Here is a 14,568-nt window from a genome sequence, read left to right on the forward strand (position 1 = left end):
ATCTGCTAGCGCCGGCGCGTGTCACCGGTTGAAACGAGAAGCTGCGTAAAGCGTAACCCTCGCTTGGGTCCGCCAACGCTCGCGTTCAGGAGCGACGCTCAGGCTCCTCGATCTCTGACTTCCGTTATTCAGACAAACAACATTTCTGGACGGTCCGAGCGCCAACATGATCCGGTCTTGGCCCCGCAGAACCCGGACGCGTCCAATATCGACGCGCCCGCATTCTGCCAAATTCAACCCGCGCTTCAGAGCTTGCTCGTCAACTCCGGCACGATCTGGAACAGGTCGCCCACCAGTCCAACGTCGGCCACCTGGAAGATCGGCGCATCCTCGTCCTTGTTGATGGCGATGATGGTCTTGGAGTCCTTCATGCCGGCAAGGTGCTGGATGGCGCCGGAAATACCGACGGCGATGTAGACGTCCGGCGCCACGATCTTTCCGGTCTGGCCGACCTGATAATCATTGGGCACGAAGCCCGCATCCACCGCCGCCCGGGAGGCGCCGACAGCGGCGCCGAGCTTGTCGGCCAGCGGCTCGATGAGCGCCTTGTAATTTTCGCCGCTGCCCACGCCACGACCGCCCGAAACGATCACCTTGGCGCTGGTCAGCTCGGGCCGCTCCGAGGCCGCAACCTCGGCGGACACGAAGCGCGCGGTGCCAGCATCGCCGGTGCCGGACACGGCCTCCACCGGAGCCGATCCGCCCTCGGGCGCCGCCTTGTCGAAGGCGGTGCCGCGCACGGTGATGACCAGCTTGGCGTCGCTCGTCTTCACCTGCGCGATGGCATTGCCGGCATAGATCGGGCGCGTGAACGTGTCCGGCCCATCCACCGCGATGATGTCCGAAATCTGCATCACGTCGAGCAAGGCGGCGACGCGCGGCGCGATGTTCTTGCCGGTCGTCGTGGCCGGGGCGAGAAAGGCGTCATGATGCCCCATGAGGTCGACGATCAGCGGTGCGACATTCTCGGGGAGCTGGTGCTCCAACGCCGCATCATCGGCGAGATGCACCTTGGCGACGCCAGCAATCTTGGCGGCCTGCTCCGCCACCCCGGCGCAGCCCTTGCCCGCGACGAGCAGATGGACCTCGCCCAGCTTGGCGGCGGCGGTCACGACCGGCAGGGTCGCATCCTTGAGGGTGGCATCGTCATGCTCGACCAGAACCAGTGTCTTCATTATCCTGTCCCTTCATCCGCATCCCGTTCGCTTCGAGCGAAGTCGAGAAGCGTTGTGCGCGGCGTGTCTCGACTTCGCTCGACACGAACGGAAAAGTGATCGGTCGCTCAGGCGACCCCAAGCACCTTCAGCTTCTCGACCAGCTCATCCACGCTGTTCACCTTCACGCCCGCCTGCCGCTTGGCGGGCTCGGTCACCGTCAGCGTCGTCAGCCGCGGCATCATGTCCACGCCGTAGTCGGCCGGCGTCTTCTGCGCGAGCGGCTTGGACTTGGCCTTCATGATGTTGGGCAGCGAGGCATAGCGCGGCTCGTTCAGGCGCAGGTCGGTCGTCACGATGGCCGGCAGCTCGAGCGCCACCGTTTCCAGCCCGCCGTCCACTTCGCGCGTCACGTTCGCCGTGTCGCCCGATACCTCGACCTTGCTGGCGAAGGTGCCCTGTGCCCAGCCGAGCAGCGCGGCGAGCATCTGGCCGGTCTGGTTGCTGTCATCGTCGATTGCCTGCTTGCCGAGAATCACCAGCCCCGGCTGCTCCTCATCGACAATCGCCTTCAGGAGCTTGGCCACCGCCAGCGGCTCGGCCACGCCCTCATGCGTGATCAGGATCGCGCGGTCCGCGCCCATGGCCAGTGCCGTGCGCAGCGTCTCCTGCGACTTCGCCTCGCCGATGGAGACCGCGACGATCTCGGTCGCGACGCCCTTTTCCTTCAGGCGAATGGCTTCCTCGACGGCAATCTCGTCAAAGGGGTTCATGCTCAGCTTGACGTTGGCAAGGTCCACACCGGACCCGTCCGCCTTCACGCGCGGCTTGAGATTGTAATCGAGCACCCGTTTTACGGGGACGAGGATTTTCATCTGCGCTCTCCTTAAGACATTCAAATGTTAGTTGACGTTCACGTTAACGTCAACCGTGCGCGAGACTGGCGAATTCCGCCATGAGGGGTTGGAATTGCTCCATGGGCGGGAAGGTCTCGAAGCTGTGTCTGGCTTTCGTGACTGCCCAGGGCAGCGCTTCCGAGGTATAGGTTTCGAGGAACGGCGGGTCCGTCGGCGGCGCGTCCAGCAAGGTCGTGCGCACATTGACGATCTCGTCCATGCCCTCCGGACGCGTGAACACCCAGCTCAGGCAATGATCGCAGAAGAAATGCCGGGTTGCCCCGTGCAATCCACCGATCACCGGCTTGCCGGCGATCACGTCGAAACCGGTCGAGAGATAGCAGCTACTCAGCGAGAAGGCGCTCGCCGTCATCAGCTGGCAGCCGCGGCAGTGGCAGGCCGCCGTGAATAGCGGCGCTCCGGTCACCCGGAAGCGCAGCTTGCCACAGCGGCAACCGCCTTCTGCCGCGCCCTGCATCAGGCCAGTGCCTTCACCTCGGCCACGATCTTCTTGGCGGCATCGCCCAGATCGTCGGCCGGCACGATGGCGAGGCCGGAATTGGCGAGGATTTCCTTGCCCTGCGCTACGTTGGTGCCCTCAAGCCGCACGACCAGCGGCACCGAGAGATTCACTTCCTTGGCTGCCGCGACGATGCCTTCTGCGATGATATCGCAGCGCATGATCCCGCCGAAGATGTTGACCAGAATGCCCTTCACTGCCGGGTCGGAGAGGATGATCTTGAATGCCGCCGTCACCTTCTCCTTGGAGGCGCCGCCGCCCACATCGAGGAAGTTGGCGGGGAACATGCCGTTCAATTTGATGATGTCCATCGTCGCCATGGCAAGGCCCGCGCCGTTGACCATGCAGCCGATGTCGCCATCCAGCTTGATATAGGCGAGGTCGTACTTGCTCGCTTCCAGTTCGGCGGGGTCTTCCTCGGTCTCGTCGCGCAATTCCATCAGGTCCGGGTGGCGGAACAGGGCATTGCCGTCGAAGCCGACCTTGGCATCGAGCACTTGGATCTTGCCGCCGGCGATGGCGAGCGGGTTGATCTCGATCTGGCTGGCATCGGTGCCGAGGAACGCCTTGTAGAGCGCGCCGGCGACCTTGCTGGCCTGCTTGGCGAGATCACCGGAAAGCTCCAGCGCGGCAGCCACGCGGCGGCCATGATGCGGCATGAAGCCGGTCGCCGGGTCGATGGTGATGGTGTGGATCTTCTCGGGCGTGGAGTGCGCCACTTCCTCGATGTCCATGCCGCCCTCGGTCGAAGCGACCATGGCGATGCGGCCGCTGGCGCGGTCCACGAGGAGGGCGAGGTAGAATTCCTTTTCGATGTCGACGCCATCGGTGATGTAGAGGCGGTTGACCTGCTTGCCGGCCTCACCGGTCTGGATCGTCACCAGCGTGTTGCCGAGCATGTCCTTGGCGTGCGCCTCGACTTCCTCGATCGTCTTGGCCAGCCGCACGCCACCCTTGGCATCCGGACCCAGCTCCTTGAACTTGCCCTTGCCGCGTCCGCCCGCGTGGATCTGCGCCTTCACCACATAGAGCGGCCCGGGGAGCGACTTGGCGGCCTCGACGGCTTCCGCCACGGTCAGCGCGGCATGGCCGGCGGGGACGGGGGCGCCAAATTTCGCGAGCAGTTCCTTGGCCTGATATTCATGGATGTTCATGGGTGCAGTATCCTGAGCCTGAGAAGAGGTTGGCCGCGCCATAGCCCAAGCCGACGCCGGCGTAATTTGCAAAGTTGCAAAATCCACGGTTCGGATATGCTATTTACGCGTGGACCAGCGCGCCCTCGGAGCAAGGCGTCGCAAGTCGGATTGGCTGGAAGACGTCAGGTCTGTGCGTCAGATCGCGCAGCTAATGGCCGATGCTGTCGCCGCTCGCAGGATTTCGGGATCGCCCAGCGTGCTCAGGTGGCGAACCATTTCGCTCACCGTCGTCCGGTTCGGGTCGATGCCGCGTCCATCGGTCAGCGTCGCGATCCGGCGAAGCTGCGCATTGCTCAGGCGATCCGTGAGGGTGCGCGCCATGCAGCCGGCCATCGGCTCGCTGAGGCCAGCGCGCACGAGCCCTGCGCGAATGCGACTTTCCGGCGTTGCGCAGCTGCTCAACAAAATGGCTGCGGGCAGGGCGAGGGCGGCAAGCGCGCGGGCGGAGGTGAGCTTCATGCGCGGGAGAGTAGCCGGCCAGAAGGCTCATGCCTAGAGCCTGCGTTTCGGCTGCTCTGTCTTGGCGCACAGGCGGGCGCAGCAACCTCGGTGGGCGTGCCTGCGTGCTGGTCAGCCCGGCCCCGACCGGTTACACATCCGCCGCATCCTCCCTGCTGGAATGCGCAACATGATCGAGATGTTTTTCACCCGTTTCGCCAGCCGCATGGCGAGCTGGACGGGCCAGCCGTTCACCTTCGTTCTCGCCTTGAGCATCATCGTCATATGGGGGATCAGCGGGCCGATTTTTCAGTGGTCGGACACGTGGCAGCTGGTCATTAACACCGGCACGACGATCGTGACCTTTCTCATGGTGTTCCTGATCCAGAATGCCCAGAACCGCGATGCGAGCGCCATGCAGGTCAAGCTGGACGAGCTTATCCGCGCCATCGAGTCCGCGCAGAATGGCTATATCGGCATCGAGCACCTTACGGATGCGCAGATTTGCAGCCTGCGGGATGCCCTGGAGAAGGAAATCGACGCGGTGCCGGAATTGATCGCCCAGCGCCAGGTGGAGCTCAACAGGCTGATCGAGCGGCGCTGACAAAGCAAAACGGGCGCCATTCGGGCGCCCGTTTTATGTGGAGGACTGAGCGCTTAGCTCGGCATGGCCTGTGGATCGACCGGCCAAGGATGGGCCTTTGCGGGCTTCGAAACGTCCGGCGACGCCGAAGCACTGGCTTGTGCCTTGTCGGACGACAGCGATTTGCCGATCCCCTGCCGGGCCGTATCCGTCTCGGACGTCTGGCGATGTTCCGCCAGCTTGTCCTTGAGCTCCTGAGCGCGCTTGCGCGCGCGATCCTTGTACGGCTCGAGGCGTCCCTCATCGTTCATCTTCTTGAGCTTCGAGCCGATGAAGGCGGCGACCGCTCCATAGAAAAATGTTTTCAGCATGATGCTCTCCTGATTTGCAAAATGTTGCGAAGCACGTTTGCGTTGGCCGGTGAGGCCTTAACGGCAGCGCACCTCGCCGCGTTCGATGGCTCGACCAGCCACGGCGCCACCCGCAGCGCCGATGATCGTGCCAATCGTCTTGCTGCCGCCGGGCGCGATGATGTTGCCGAGAACGCCACCGGCAAGGCCGCCGATGATCGCGCCCCGCGTGCCGTCCGGCTTGCGGCAATAGTAGCCGCCTCGGTCGTCACGGTAGATCGGGTCATTGGCGCCCAGCACATAGCCATCATTGTTCGAGGCGTAGCCGGGGCCGCCGCCAAGGCCCATGTCGCTGCACCCTGCGAGGGTCATGGTCGCGGCTGCGAGCGCGATGGCCGGTGTGCGAAATCCTGCGAAAGTCATGTCCTTGCCTTTCTGATCGTCCTGCCCTTGTTGGCAGAGATAACGGCTGGAAGGCGAGGTCGTTCCGAGGGCTCGCAGAACCTGTCCTGCTGCGCGCTCGCGTGCCGGATCAGCTCAGGCGATGTTCCAGCGTCACCTCGGCATTGAGCAGCTTCGAGACCGGGCAGGTCTTCTTCGCCTCTTCCGCGATCCGCGCAAACTCATCCGGGTCGATGCCGGGGACGGTGGCTTCCAGCACCAGGTCCGAGCGGGTGATCGTAAAGCCGCCGTCGCCCTGTTCGAGCTTGACCGAAGCCTTGGTGTCGAGCGACCCGTCCGCATAGCCGGCGCGCTCCAGCGCGAAGGAGAGCGCCATGGTGAAGCAACCGGCATGGGCCGCCGCGATCAGCTCCTCGGGATTGGTGCCGGGCTCATCGCCGAACCGGGTGCCAAAGCCATAGGGCTGCTCCTTGAGCACGCCGGATTGGGTGGTGAGGCGGCCTTTGCCGGCCTTGCCCATGCCTTCATATTGAGCCGATGCTGTCCGGGTGGTCATATGCTGTCTCCTTGAACGCGTTGCGCAATATCGTTGAACGAACGCCCCTCGCGCTCGGTTGCCTGAAGGGCGACGTGCCAGATCGTACCATCTTTGCTGGAGGATTTGGCGACAATCCATGGAGGCGGGGCGTCGCCCGCCAAAGATATGGGCCGGAGACGCCATGCGCTCCGGCCCATATGGGATCGATTGAGTGGACGATGCCCGCTCCTTACTGGCAGGCGAGAGTGCCGAGCCGGAACGTGCCGATGATCCGGGGGATCATTGGCAGGCGAGGCACTCGTCATAATCGGTGGACTCGCCCAGCTCGATCTTCTTGAGCTCGGCTGTGTTGTCCGCCTCGACGCCGCCCGCGAAGCCGGCGCGCTGGATGGACTTGGAGCGCAGATAATAGAGCGACTTCACGCCCAACTCCCAGGCGCGGAAGTGGAGCATCAGCAGATCCCACTTCTCCACGTCGGCCGGGATGAACAGGTTCAAGGACTGCGCCTGATCGATGAACGGCGCGCGGTCGGCGGCCAGCTCGAGCAGCCAGCGCTGGTCGATCTCGAAGCTGGTCTTGAACGTGTCCTTCTCTTCCTGGGTCAGGAAGTCGAGATGCTGCACGCTGCCGCCCTTCTCGAGGATCGAGTTCCACACATTGGTCGAATCCTTGGACTTCGCCGCGAGGATCTTCTCGAGATAGGGGTTCTTGACGATGAAGCTGCCCGAGAGCGTCTTGTGCGTGTAGATGTTCGCCGGGATCGGCTCGATGCACGCCGAGGTGCCGCCGCAGATGATGCTGATCGACGCGGTCGGCGCGATCGCCATCTTGCAGGAGAAGCGCTCCATCACGCCCTGATCGGCCGCGTCGGGGCAGGGGCCGCGCTCTTGCGCCAGCACCATCGAGGCCTCGTTGGCCTTGGCATTGATATGCTTGAAGATGCGCAGGTTCCAGCTCTTGGCCATGGCGCCTTCGAAGGAGATGCCGCGCGCCTGCAGGAAGCTGTGGAAGCCCATGACGCCGAGGCCAACGGACCGCTCGCGGCCGGCGGAATATTTGGCGCGGGCCATCTCGTCCGGTGCGCGGTCGATATAGTCCTGCAGCACATTGTCGAGGAAGCGCATGACGTCCTCGATGAACATCTTGTCGCCGTTCCACTCGTCCCAGGTTTCGAGGTTGAGCGAGGAGAGGCAGCACACGGCGGTGCGATCCTCGCCGAACTGGTCCTTGCCGGTCGGCAGGGTGATTTCCGAGCAGAGGTTGGAGGTGGAGACCTTCAGGCCCACGTCGCGATGATGCTTGGGCATCATCCGGTTCACCGTGTCCGAGAAGACGATATAGGGCTCGCCGGTCGCCAGCCGCGTCTCGACTAGCTTCTGGAAAAGCGAGCGCGCATCGACGGTGGCGCGCACGCTGCCGTCCTTGGGACTCCGCAGCTGGAACTCGGCGCCCTCGCGCACCGCTTCCATGAACTCATCGGTGATGAGCACGCCATGATGCAAGTTGAGCGCCTTGCGGTTGAAGTCGCCCGACGGCTTGCGGATTTCGAGGAACTCCTCGATCTCCGGGTGCGAGACGTCCAGATAGCAGGCCGCCGAGCCGCGCCGCAGCGAGCCCTGGCTGATCGCGAGGGTGAGCGAATCCATCACGCGGACGAAGGGAATGATGCCGCTGGTCTTGCCGTTCAGGCCGACCGGCTCGCCGATGCCGCGCACGCTGCCCCAATAGGTGCCGATGCCGCCGCCGCGCGAGGCGAGCCAGACATTCTCGTTCCAGGTGTTGACGATGCCTTCCAGGCTATCGTCCACGCTGTTGAGATAGCAGGAGATGGGCAGGCCGCGCCCGGTGCCGCCATTGGAGAGTACGGGCGTCGCGGGCATGAACCACAGCTTGGAGATATAATCGTAGATGCGCTGGGCGTGCGCCTCATCGTCGGCATAAGCCGCAGCAACGCGCGCGAACAGATCCTGATAGGATTCGCCGGGCAACAGATAGCGATCCTTGAGCGTCTCCTTGCCGAACTCGGTCAGCAGGGCATCGCGGGTGGAATCGGTCACCACATCGAAGCGGCGGGCGTCGATGGTGTTCGATGCTGCCGCCTTCTTGGGCGCCTTTTCAGGCGCATCGCCTGTCCGCACAGTCTCCATGATGCCCTCGCTGGCCAGCGTTGCTTCTGCCAAACCTTCCGCCTGCAAATCCCGAAACTCCATGATTCAACCCCCATGTTCTTGCTTCGTTCGGTTTCGTCAAGCCTTGGCCGGAGAGACCTCAAATTCGGATGTCGGCGGGATTTTCCGCCGGGTTACGCGCCTTGGCGCGCTATCCAGAACATCACGAAGCACAATCTATAGCGTAGCCCCCGGCCCCCTAACACTATTGATAGTGCCACAGATGATTGCGGATGCAAGGTGTAATGGTGATCGCGGCGGCGCATTTCATCGATGAAATGACTCGGTTGGGCGACGTCGGCTTATGTTGCAGTGCAGCGACGCGCGGTCCTGCGCGGGCTTGCCGGAAAGCAAGCGCAGAAAGCGGGCCGGAAAAATAAAGATGTGGAAAAGGCCGGCCATCGGGACGTGCCTGGCGACGTGCACCGAATGCGCGCCCTCGTGATGCTGGCAAATCCGCCGAGGCCGCCTTATGGATCGGGCCAAGAGTCAGGCACAGAGGATTGTCGGCATGTCCCAAGGCATCATCATGATCATCGGCGCAATCGCGCTCATCATTCTGCTGGTGTGGGTTTTCCGGTCACGATTCGGGGCGGCGGACCATATCGATACCTCGGCCACCGCCGTGGGCGCGGTGACGGAAGCGGCACGCAACATCGCCGAAGAGGTCGCGCATAAGTTCGAGGGCAAGTCGGAGCCGCAGACGGCCGCCCCGGCGACGACACCGATCCCGGATGACTCCGTCGCAGCCCCGGCCCCGGCGGCGACAACGCCCAACGCCATCGGCATTCCTGCCGCCGTGGGCGCGCCGGACAATCTGCGCCTGCTCAAGGGCGTCGGGCCGAAGCTGGCTGCGCTGCTGACGGAACTCGGGATTACCCGCTTTGACCAGATCGCCGCCTGGAACGCGGCGGACATTGCAACGGTCGATGCCAATCTGGGCACCTTCAAGGGCCGCATCGTGCGCGACAATTGGGTGGAGCAAGCCGGCTTCCTGGCGCGCGGCGACACTGCCGGCTTCGAGGCGCGGTTCGGCAAGCTGGACGGCCCCGGCAACAGTTGAACGGACCCCCATTCTGACCGATCATCCTTCCAAGGCGGCGCCCGGCGCGCCCGCACCGTCGCATCTCCCGCTCGGCCATGTCCTACTGCTGGCCGCGCTGACGGCGACCTTGCCGGCCGCCATCGAAGGCGTGTCGCCCGCCTTGCCGGCTATTGCGAGCGACCTTGGGGCAGACCCCACTCATATGCCGACCGCGATGAGCGCGTTCGTGATCAGCTTCGCCATCGCGCAGCTGCTCGGCGGCATGTGCGCGGATGCACTAGGCCGCCGGCCGGTCGTCATCGGCGGGTTGCTGCTGTTTACGCTGGCGGGCCTGTTGGGGGCCTTTGCGGAGAGCTTCCCGATGCTGCTCGCCGCCCGTGCGCTGCAGGGCGTCGGCGCAGCCGCAGCGGTGCTGCTGGCCCGCACGATGGTCCGCGATCAGCTCGGCCGGGAGGACGCCGCGCGCGCTCTGGCGCTGATCGGCATCATCATGGGGTTCACCCCGGCGCTGGCGCCACTCATCAGCGGCGTTCTGGTGGCGACAGGCGGCTGGCGTGCGCCCCTGGTGGCACTGGCCGTGATGGGCGGCGTGCTAGTCATCGTGACGACCCTGCGCTTGCCGGAAACGCTGGCGCGCGAAGAGCGGCTCCCCTTTGATCTGCGCGCCTTGTTCCGCACTCTCTCAGGCCTTGCCCGGTCGCGCGCGTTGATGGCCTACATCATCGCGAACGCCTTTGCTTACAGCGGCATCCTGCTGTTTTCTTCCGCCGCGCCGCAAGTCATCATCGACTATCTCGGCGTCTCGGCCGCCGGCTATGCGGCAATGCTCTCGCTGGCGACGGCCGGGTTCATCGCCGGCAATTTCCTATCCTATCGTCTCGTCCGTCGCCTGGGCGTGGATGGCACCTTGCGGGTCGGCGTGCTGTTTCAGGCGGCCGGGCCGCTGCTCATGCTACTCGCCGTCTCCGCCTGGCCGCACATATGGGTCGCGCTGGTGCTCCCGCAGATGCTCTACACCATGGGTTGGGGCATCGTGCAGCCGCAGACCCAGGCCGGCGCCTTGTCCACCCATCCGCACAGCATCGGTCAGGCCTCGGCCTTGCTGGGCTTCGTTCAACTGGCGCTGGCCGGCCTGATCGTGGCGATTTTCTCGCGCGTGACGGCGGGAGAGCCGGTTTCGCTCGCTCTGGCCCTGATGGTTTGCGGCGGCATGGCGACGGTGTGCGCCTGGCATCTGGTGCCGCGCCAACGCGCCTGAGCCGTCAGGCTGCGATGGTGAGCGGCGCAGCCAGCGGCGGCTGATAGATCAGTTCGATGACGCCCCAATGCTGGCCCGCAATGGAGAGCGGCGCCACCACCTGCTTGAACAGCCCGCTTCTGCCCTGCGCCAGCGGGCGGCGACTCGTCCGCACGGTGAACGGTCGCGTGTTCCGCGCCAGCGCGCGCATGTGCGGCGCATTGAGCATCTGCCCCTGCTGGCCCTGATCGCTCGCCTGCTCCAGGGCCGCTGACGGTTGCTCCATCCCCTGCACGGGGAGAGCGAGCGCGCAAAAGGCGTTGCGGTCGAGGCAATTGAAGCTAACCAGCCCTAGCAGCTGCCGCGCACCGTCCCGCCAGCCCGCCGCAATCCGCTCGATCAGAGGCTGGGCAGGATGGCTGAACAGCGGCGGATTGCTGCTCGCCAGCGGCTCATAATCGTCCGTGAAGATCTGATCGGCCGTGATCTCGCCGGCTGCGATGGCCTCCTCGACGGCAGAAGCCATGGCCGCCGCCGCTTCGGACGCAAAGCGGATATAAGGCGAATCCGGGATGTCGACGCCGCTTTCGGCCAGATACTGGAGCAGCTGGTTGGTGTCCTCGCTCACGTCGATGACGCGCGTAGATAGCCGCTGGAGGCCGATGGCATTGTCGATGGAGGCATCGGCAAGGTCGGAGAGGCCGGTGCGGATTTCGCCGACCGAGCCGAGGATAGCGTGGATGTTGGCCGACACCGCCTCGCTGTTGCCGGAGAGGCCGAGGATCAGATCCCGCAACCGCGCGACCAGCGCGGCGATCTCGCCCGAGGCGGCATGGGCACCATTGGCCTTTTCCGCGCCCTGAGCGATTCGATCGAGCATGGTCTGCGCTTCACTGCGCAACTCGCGGATGGACCCTTCGATCTGCTGCGTGGCGAGGGCCGTCTCCTGCGCCAGCTTCTTCACTTCCGCCGCCACCACCGCAAAACCCCGTCCGGCGTCGCCGGCGCGGGCGGCCTCGATAGCGGCGTTGAGCGCCAGCAAATTGGTCTGGCCGGCAATGCCGCTGATCACCTTGCTGGTGTCACTCACGCTGGCAAGGGCGAGATTGAACCCATCCAGCCGCTCGTGAATGCGGGATACCTGATCGATCAGATCCAGCACATTCTGCGAGGCGGAGGCGAGCTGCGTGCTCGAATCATCGACCACCTTGCGCGCGGTGCTGGCCTGCGCGCGGGCCTGATCGGCATTGTCGCCTACGTCATCGCCCATCTGGCCCAGCGCGATCGCGGCATCTTCGAGCGTTTCGAGCATGGATGCCTGATCGGTCACGCGGTCGGCCAGCTCGGCAATGTCCACCTGCAGGTCGAGCGTGCGCAGGCCGAGCGCGCCGGTATGCTCGGCGACATGCAAGATCGTCGTTTCCAGCCGGTTCGTCATGTTCACGCGCTTTTGTCTCCCGCTCGACGGGCGGTTTAGGAACAAGCGGTTAAAATGACGTTGTGCAGTGCGGTATTAGTGGCGCGTCGCCCTAATCTCGGGCGCCGAGCAGCGCCAGCACCACCGCGCTCACCACCAGCAGCAGGCCGATCACTTCGCTCCGGCGCAGGCGCTCGCGCAGATAGAAATGCGCAAAGCTGAGCGTGAAGACGACCTCGCTCTGGCCGACGATCCGCACCAGCGCTACCGGTGCCGTCGCAAAGCCGGTGAACCAGCAGGCCGAGCCGAGTGCGGAGAGAAAGCCGACCTGACCCGAGACGCGCCATGTCTCGAACACCCTGCGCACCTGTTCCGGCTCGCGCCACAGCAGGTAGCCGCCCTGCATCACCGTCTGCAGGGCAACGGTGATGACCAGCACCGTGAGCGCTGCGGAAATAGGGTCGGGCGTGGTCACATCCATCGTCGCGCGCCGAATGGCGATCGCGGTGAGCGCGAAGAAGAAGCCGGATGCGATGCCGTAGCGCGCAGCGGGCTGGCCGAGCGCTCGCAGAAAATCGCCCGCGCTCATCCGCTTGCCGCCGGTCGAGAGCAGCATGACGCCCACCACGCCAATGGCGATGCCGATCCAGGCCAGCAGGCTCAGCGTTTCGCCGAGCAGCAGGATGGAGAGCAGGGCGCCCTGCGCGGCTTCCGTCTTGGAGTAGGCGGTGCCGACGACGAAATTGCGATGATGGAAGGCCATCAGCAGCAGGTTCGTCGCCAGTATCTGCGCCAGCCCGCCCAATGCGCTATAGATGACGGTGGCGCTGGAGAAGGCCGGGAACAGCCCGTCCCGCAGCAGGGCGTGATAGCCCAGCATCAGCACCGCCGCGAAGGGCAGGCCGTAGAGATAGCGCACAAGGCCAGCGGCATTCACGGACATCATCTGCCCGACGCGCCGTTGCACGGCCGTCCGCCACGCCTGAAGCAGGCCGGCCAGCAGCGTCGCCGGCAGCCAGATCGGCGAAGAAATCAACGCTGCGCCCTATGCCGGGTCAGGTTCATGCTTTCTCCAGCAGGCCTTCCCGGGCGATCTTCTCCTGCCAAACGAGCGGCGCGAGCTGGTGGACGTTGTTGCCTTCGCTATCCACCGCGACGGTGACGGGGAAGTCCTGCACCTCGAACTCGTAGATCGCTTCCATGCCCAGATCCTCGAAGCCGACGACCTTGCTGCCCTTGATCGCCCGCGCGACGAGATAGGCCGCGCCGCCGACTGCCATCAGATAAGCGCTCTTGGCCTCCTTGATCGCCTCGGTCGCCGCCGGGCCGCGCTCGGCCTTGCCGACGCAGGCGAGCAGGCCCTGGTCGAGCATCATGCGCATGAACTTGTCCATGCGGGTCGCGGTCGTGGGGCCAGCCGGGCCGACCACTTCCTCGCCGACCGGATCGACAGGGCCGACATAATAGATGACGCGACCCTTGAACTCGACCGGAAGTTGCTCGCCGCGCGCCAGCATGTCCTGAATGCGCTTGTGGGCGGCATCGCGGCCGGTGAGCATCTTGCCGTTGAGCAGCAGGCGGTCGCCCTGCTTCCAGCTCTGCACCATCTCGGGCGTGAGCGCATCGAGATCGACGCGGATCGCTTCGGCGCTCGGCTTCCAGTCCACCTTGGGCCATTCATCGAGCTTGGGCGCTTCCAGATAGGCCGGGCCGGAGCCATCGAGCGAGAAATGCGCGTGGCGCGTGGCGGCGCAATTGGGGATCATCGCCACTGGCTTGCCAGCGGCATGGCAGGGCGCATCGAGGATCTTGACGTCGAGGATCGTAGCAAGCCCGCCCAGACCCTGGGCGCCGATGCCGAGCGCGTTCACCTTGTCGAAAATCTCGATGCGCAGCGCCTCGATGTCCGTCTGCGGCCCGCGCGCCTTGAGGCTGGCCATGTCGATCTGCTCCATCAGCGCCTTCTTGGCGAGGTGGACGCAATGCTCGGCCGTGCCGCCGATGCCGATGCCGAGCATCCCCGGCGGGCACCAGCCGGCGCCCATTTGCGGCAGCATTTCAAGCACCCAGTCGACGATATTGTCAGCCGGGTTCATCATCTTGAACTTGGACTTGTTCTCGCTGCCACCACCTTTGGCCGCGACATCGACATGGACATGATGGCCCGGCACCATTTCGACATGCAGCACGCAGGGCGTGTTGTCCTTGGTGTTCCGCCGCGTGAAGGCGGGGTCGGCCAGCACGGATGCGCGCAGCTTGTTCTCGGGGTTGAGATAAGCGCGACGCACCCCCTCGTCGACGACCTCCTGCAGCGACTTGCTGGTGTCGTCGAGGCGGCAATCCATGCCCCATTTCACGAACACGTTGACGATGCCGGTATCCTGGCAGATCGGGCGATGGCCCTCGGCGCACATGCGGCTGTTGGTGAGGATCTGCGCGATGGCGTCCTTGGCCGCCGGCCCTTGCTCCGCTTCATAGGCCGTGCCCAGCGCGCGGATATAATCCATCGGGTGATAGTAGCTGATGAACTGAAGCGCATCGGCGACGCTTTCGATCAGGTCGGCGGTCTTGATGGTCACGGTCATGGCGCGCGTGAGACTCCCGGCAAATGGCAAGGAAAGGC

At 64.7% G+C, this 14,568-nt stretch carries 15 protein-coding genes; 3 read left to right on the plus strand and 12 right to left on the minus strand.

Annotated elements, in window-relative coordinates; all coding sequences use genetic code 11:
• Nucleotides 1-245 precede the first annotated feature (245 nt).
• The 5 genes from M2335_RS05680 to M2335_RS05700 form a co-directional block, all read right to left on the minus strand.
• Entirely contained in the window at nucleotides 246-1,175 is a 930-nt protein-coding gene (locus M2335_RS05680; protein ID WP_264594066.1) for an electron transfer flavoprotein subunit alpha/FixB family protein, read from the minus strand.
• Between the two features lie 107 nt (nucleotides 1,176-1,282).
• Nucleotides 1,283-2,029 (minus strand): electron transfer flavoprotein subunit beta/FixA family protein, encoded by a 747-nt coding sequence (locus M2335_RS05685; protein ID WP_264594067.1) that lies wholly within the window; start codon nucleotides 2,027-2,029, stop codon nucleotides 1,283-1,285.
• A 49-nt stretch (nucleotides 2,030-2,078) separates the two neighbouring features.
• Nucleotides 2,079-2,528, minus strand: coding sequence for a GFA family protein (locus M2335_RS05690; protein ID WP_264594068.1), 450 nt, complete (start codon nucleotides 2,526-2,528; stop codon nucleotides 2,079-2,081).
• On the minus strand, nucleotides 2,528-3,724 hold the full coding sequence (sucC, locus tag M2335_RS05695) for an ADP-forming succinate--CoA ligase subunit beta (protein ID WP_181560330.1): 1,197 nt from the start codon (nucleotides 3,722-3,724) through the stop codon (nucleotides 2,528-2,530). Before sucC ends, M2335_RS05690 begins: the two co-directional genes overlap by 1 nt.
• A gap of 177 nt (nucleotides 3,725-3,901) precedes the next feature.
• Nucleotides 3,902-4,225 carry a hypothetical protein gene (locus tag M2335_RS05700; protein WP_264571028.1) on the minus strand — a complete coding sequence of 108 codons (324 nt, stop codon included), beginning with the start codon at nucleotides 4,223-4,225 and terminating at the stop codon, nucleotides 3,902-3,904.
• 172 nt (nucleotides 4,226-4,397) lie between these two features.
• On the opposite strand from M2335_RS05700, the gene M2335_RS05705 reads away from it, so the two are divergent.
• The gene (locus tag M2335_RS05705) at nucleotides 4,398-4,808 is read left to right on the plus strand and encodes a low affinity iron permease family protein (RefSeq protein WP_181561484.1); all 411 of its coding nucleotides are present in this window, start codon (nucleotides 4,398-4,400) and stop codon (nucleotides 4,806-4,808) included.
• Nucleotides 4,809-4,861: 53 nt separating this feature from the next.
• Here the strand turns inward: M2335_RS05705 and M2335_RS05710 are convergent, their stop codons facing one another.
• The 4 genes from M2335_RS05710 to M2335_RS05725 all read right to left on the minus strand — a co-directional run bounded on the left by M2335_RS05710 (nucleotide 4,862) and on the right by M2335_RS05725 (nucleotide 8,225).
• A complete protein-coding gene (locus M2335_RS05710; RefSeq protein ID WP_264579531.1) occupies nucleotides 4,862-5,158 on the minus strand; it encodes a hypothetical protein in 297 nt (98 codons plus the stop codon).
• 57 nt (nucleotides 5,159-5,215) lie between these two features.
• Nucleotides 5,216-5,560: a glycine zipper 2TM domain-containing protein gene (locus M2335_RS05715; protein ID WP_181560327.1), complete on the minus strand. Its 345-nt coding sequence runs from the start codon at nucleotides 5,558-5,560 to the stop codon at nucleotides 5,216-5,218.
• 109 nt (nucleotides 5,561-5,669) lie between these two features.
• On the minus strand, nucleotides 5,670-6,095 hold the full coding sequence (locus M2335_RS05720) for an OsmC family protein (RefSeq protein ID WP_264571026.1): 426 nt from the start codon (nucleotides 6,093-6,095) through the stop codon (nucleotides 5,670-5,672).
• Nucleotides 6,096-6,356: 261 nt separating this feature from the next.
• Nucleotides 6,357-8,225 carry a ribonucleoside-diphosphate reductase subunit alpha gene (locus tag M2335_RS05725; RefSeq protein WP_181561483.1) on the minus strand — a complete coding sequence of 623 codons (1,869 nt, stop codon included), beginning with the start codon at nucleotides 8,223-8,225 and terminating at the stop codon, nucleotides 6,357-6,359.
• 532 nt (nucleotides 8,226-8,757) lie between these two features.
• On the opposite strand from M2335_RS05725, the gene M2335_RS05730 reads away from it, so the two are divergent.
• Together M2335_RS05730 and M2335_RS05735 are read left to right on the plus strand one after the other, a co-directional pair.
• A complete protein-coding gene (locus M2335_RS05730; RefSeq protein WP_264594069.1) occupies nucleotides 8,758-9,309 on the plus strand; it encodes a hypothetical protein in 552 nt (183 codons plus the stop codon).
• A gap of 88 nt (nucleotides 9,310-9,397) precedes the next feature.
• Nucleotides 9,398-10,549 carry a Bcr/CflA family efflux MFS transporter gene (locus M2335_RS05735; RefSeq protein ID WP_264595364.1) on the plus strand — a complete coding sequence of 384 codons (1,152 nt, stop codon included), beginning with the start codon at nucleotides 9,398-9,400 and terminating at the stop codon, nucleotides 10,547-10,549.
• 4 nt (nucleotides 10,550-10,553) lie between these two features.
• Here M2335_RS05735 and M2335_RS05740 read toward each other — a convergent pair whose 3' ends face one another.
• The 3 genes from M2335_RS05740 to M2335_RS05750 form a co-directional block, all read right to left on the minus strand.
• On the minus strand, nucleotides 10,554-11,966 hold the full coding sequence (locus M2335_RS05740; RefSeq protein ID WP_264595365.1) for a methyl-accepting chemotaxis protein: 1,413 nt from the start codon (nucleotides 11,964-11,966) through the stop codon (nucleotides 10,554-10,556).
• A gap of 91 nt (nucleotides 11,967-12,057) precedes the next feature.
• Nucleotides 12,058-12,981: an EamA family transporter gene (locus M2335_RS05745; RefSeq protein ID WP_181560322.1), complete on the minus strand. Its 924-nt coding sequence runs from the start codon at nucleotides 12,979-12,981 to the stop codon at nucleotides 12,058-12,060.
• 25 nt (nucleotides 12,982-13,006) lie between these two features.
• Complete coding sequence (locus tag M2335_RS05750; RefSeq protein WP_264594070.1) at nucleotides 13,007-14,530, minus strand: fumarate hydratase; 1,524 nt, start codon at nucleotides 14,528-14,530, stop codon at nucleotides 13,007-13,009.
• Between the last annotated feature and the right edge of the window lie 38 nt (nucleotides 14,531-14,568).

Origin of the sequence: Sphingobium sp. B12D2B (assembly GCF_025961775.1) — a bacterium.
GTDB lineage: Bacteria > Pseudomonadota > Alphaproteobacteria > Sphingomonadales > Sphingomonadaceae > Sphingobium.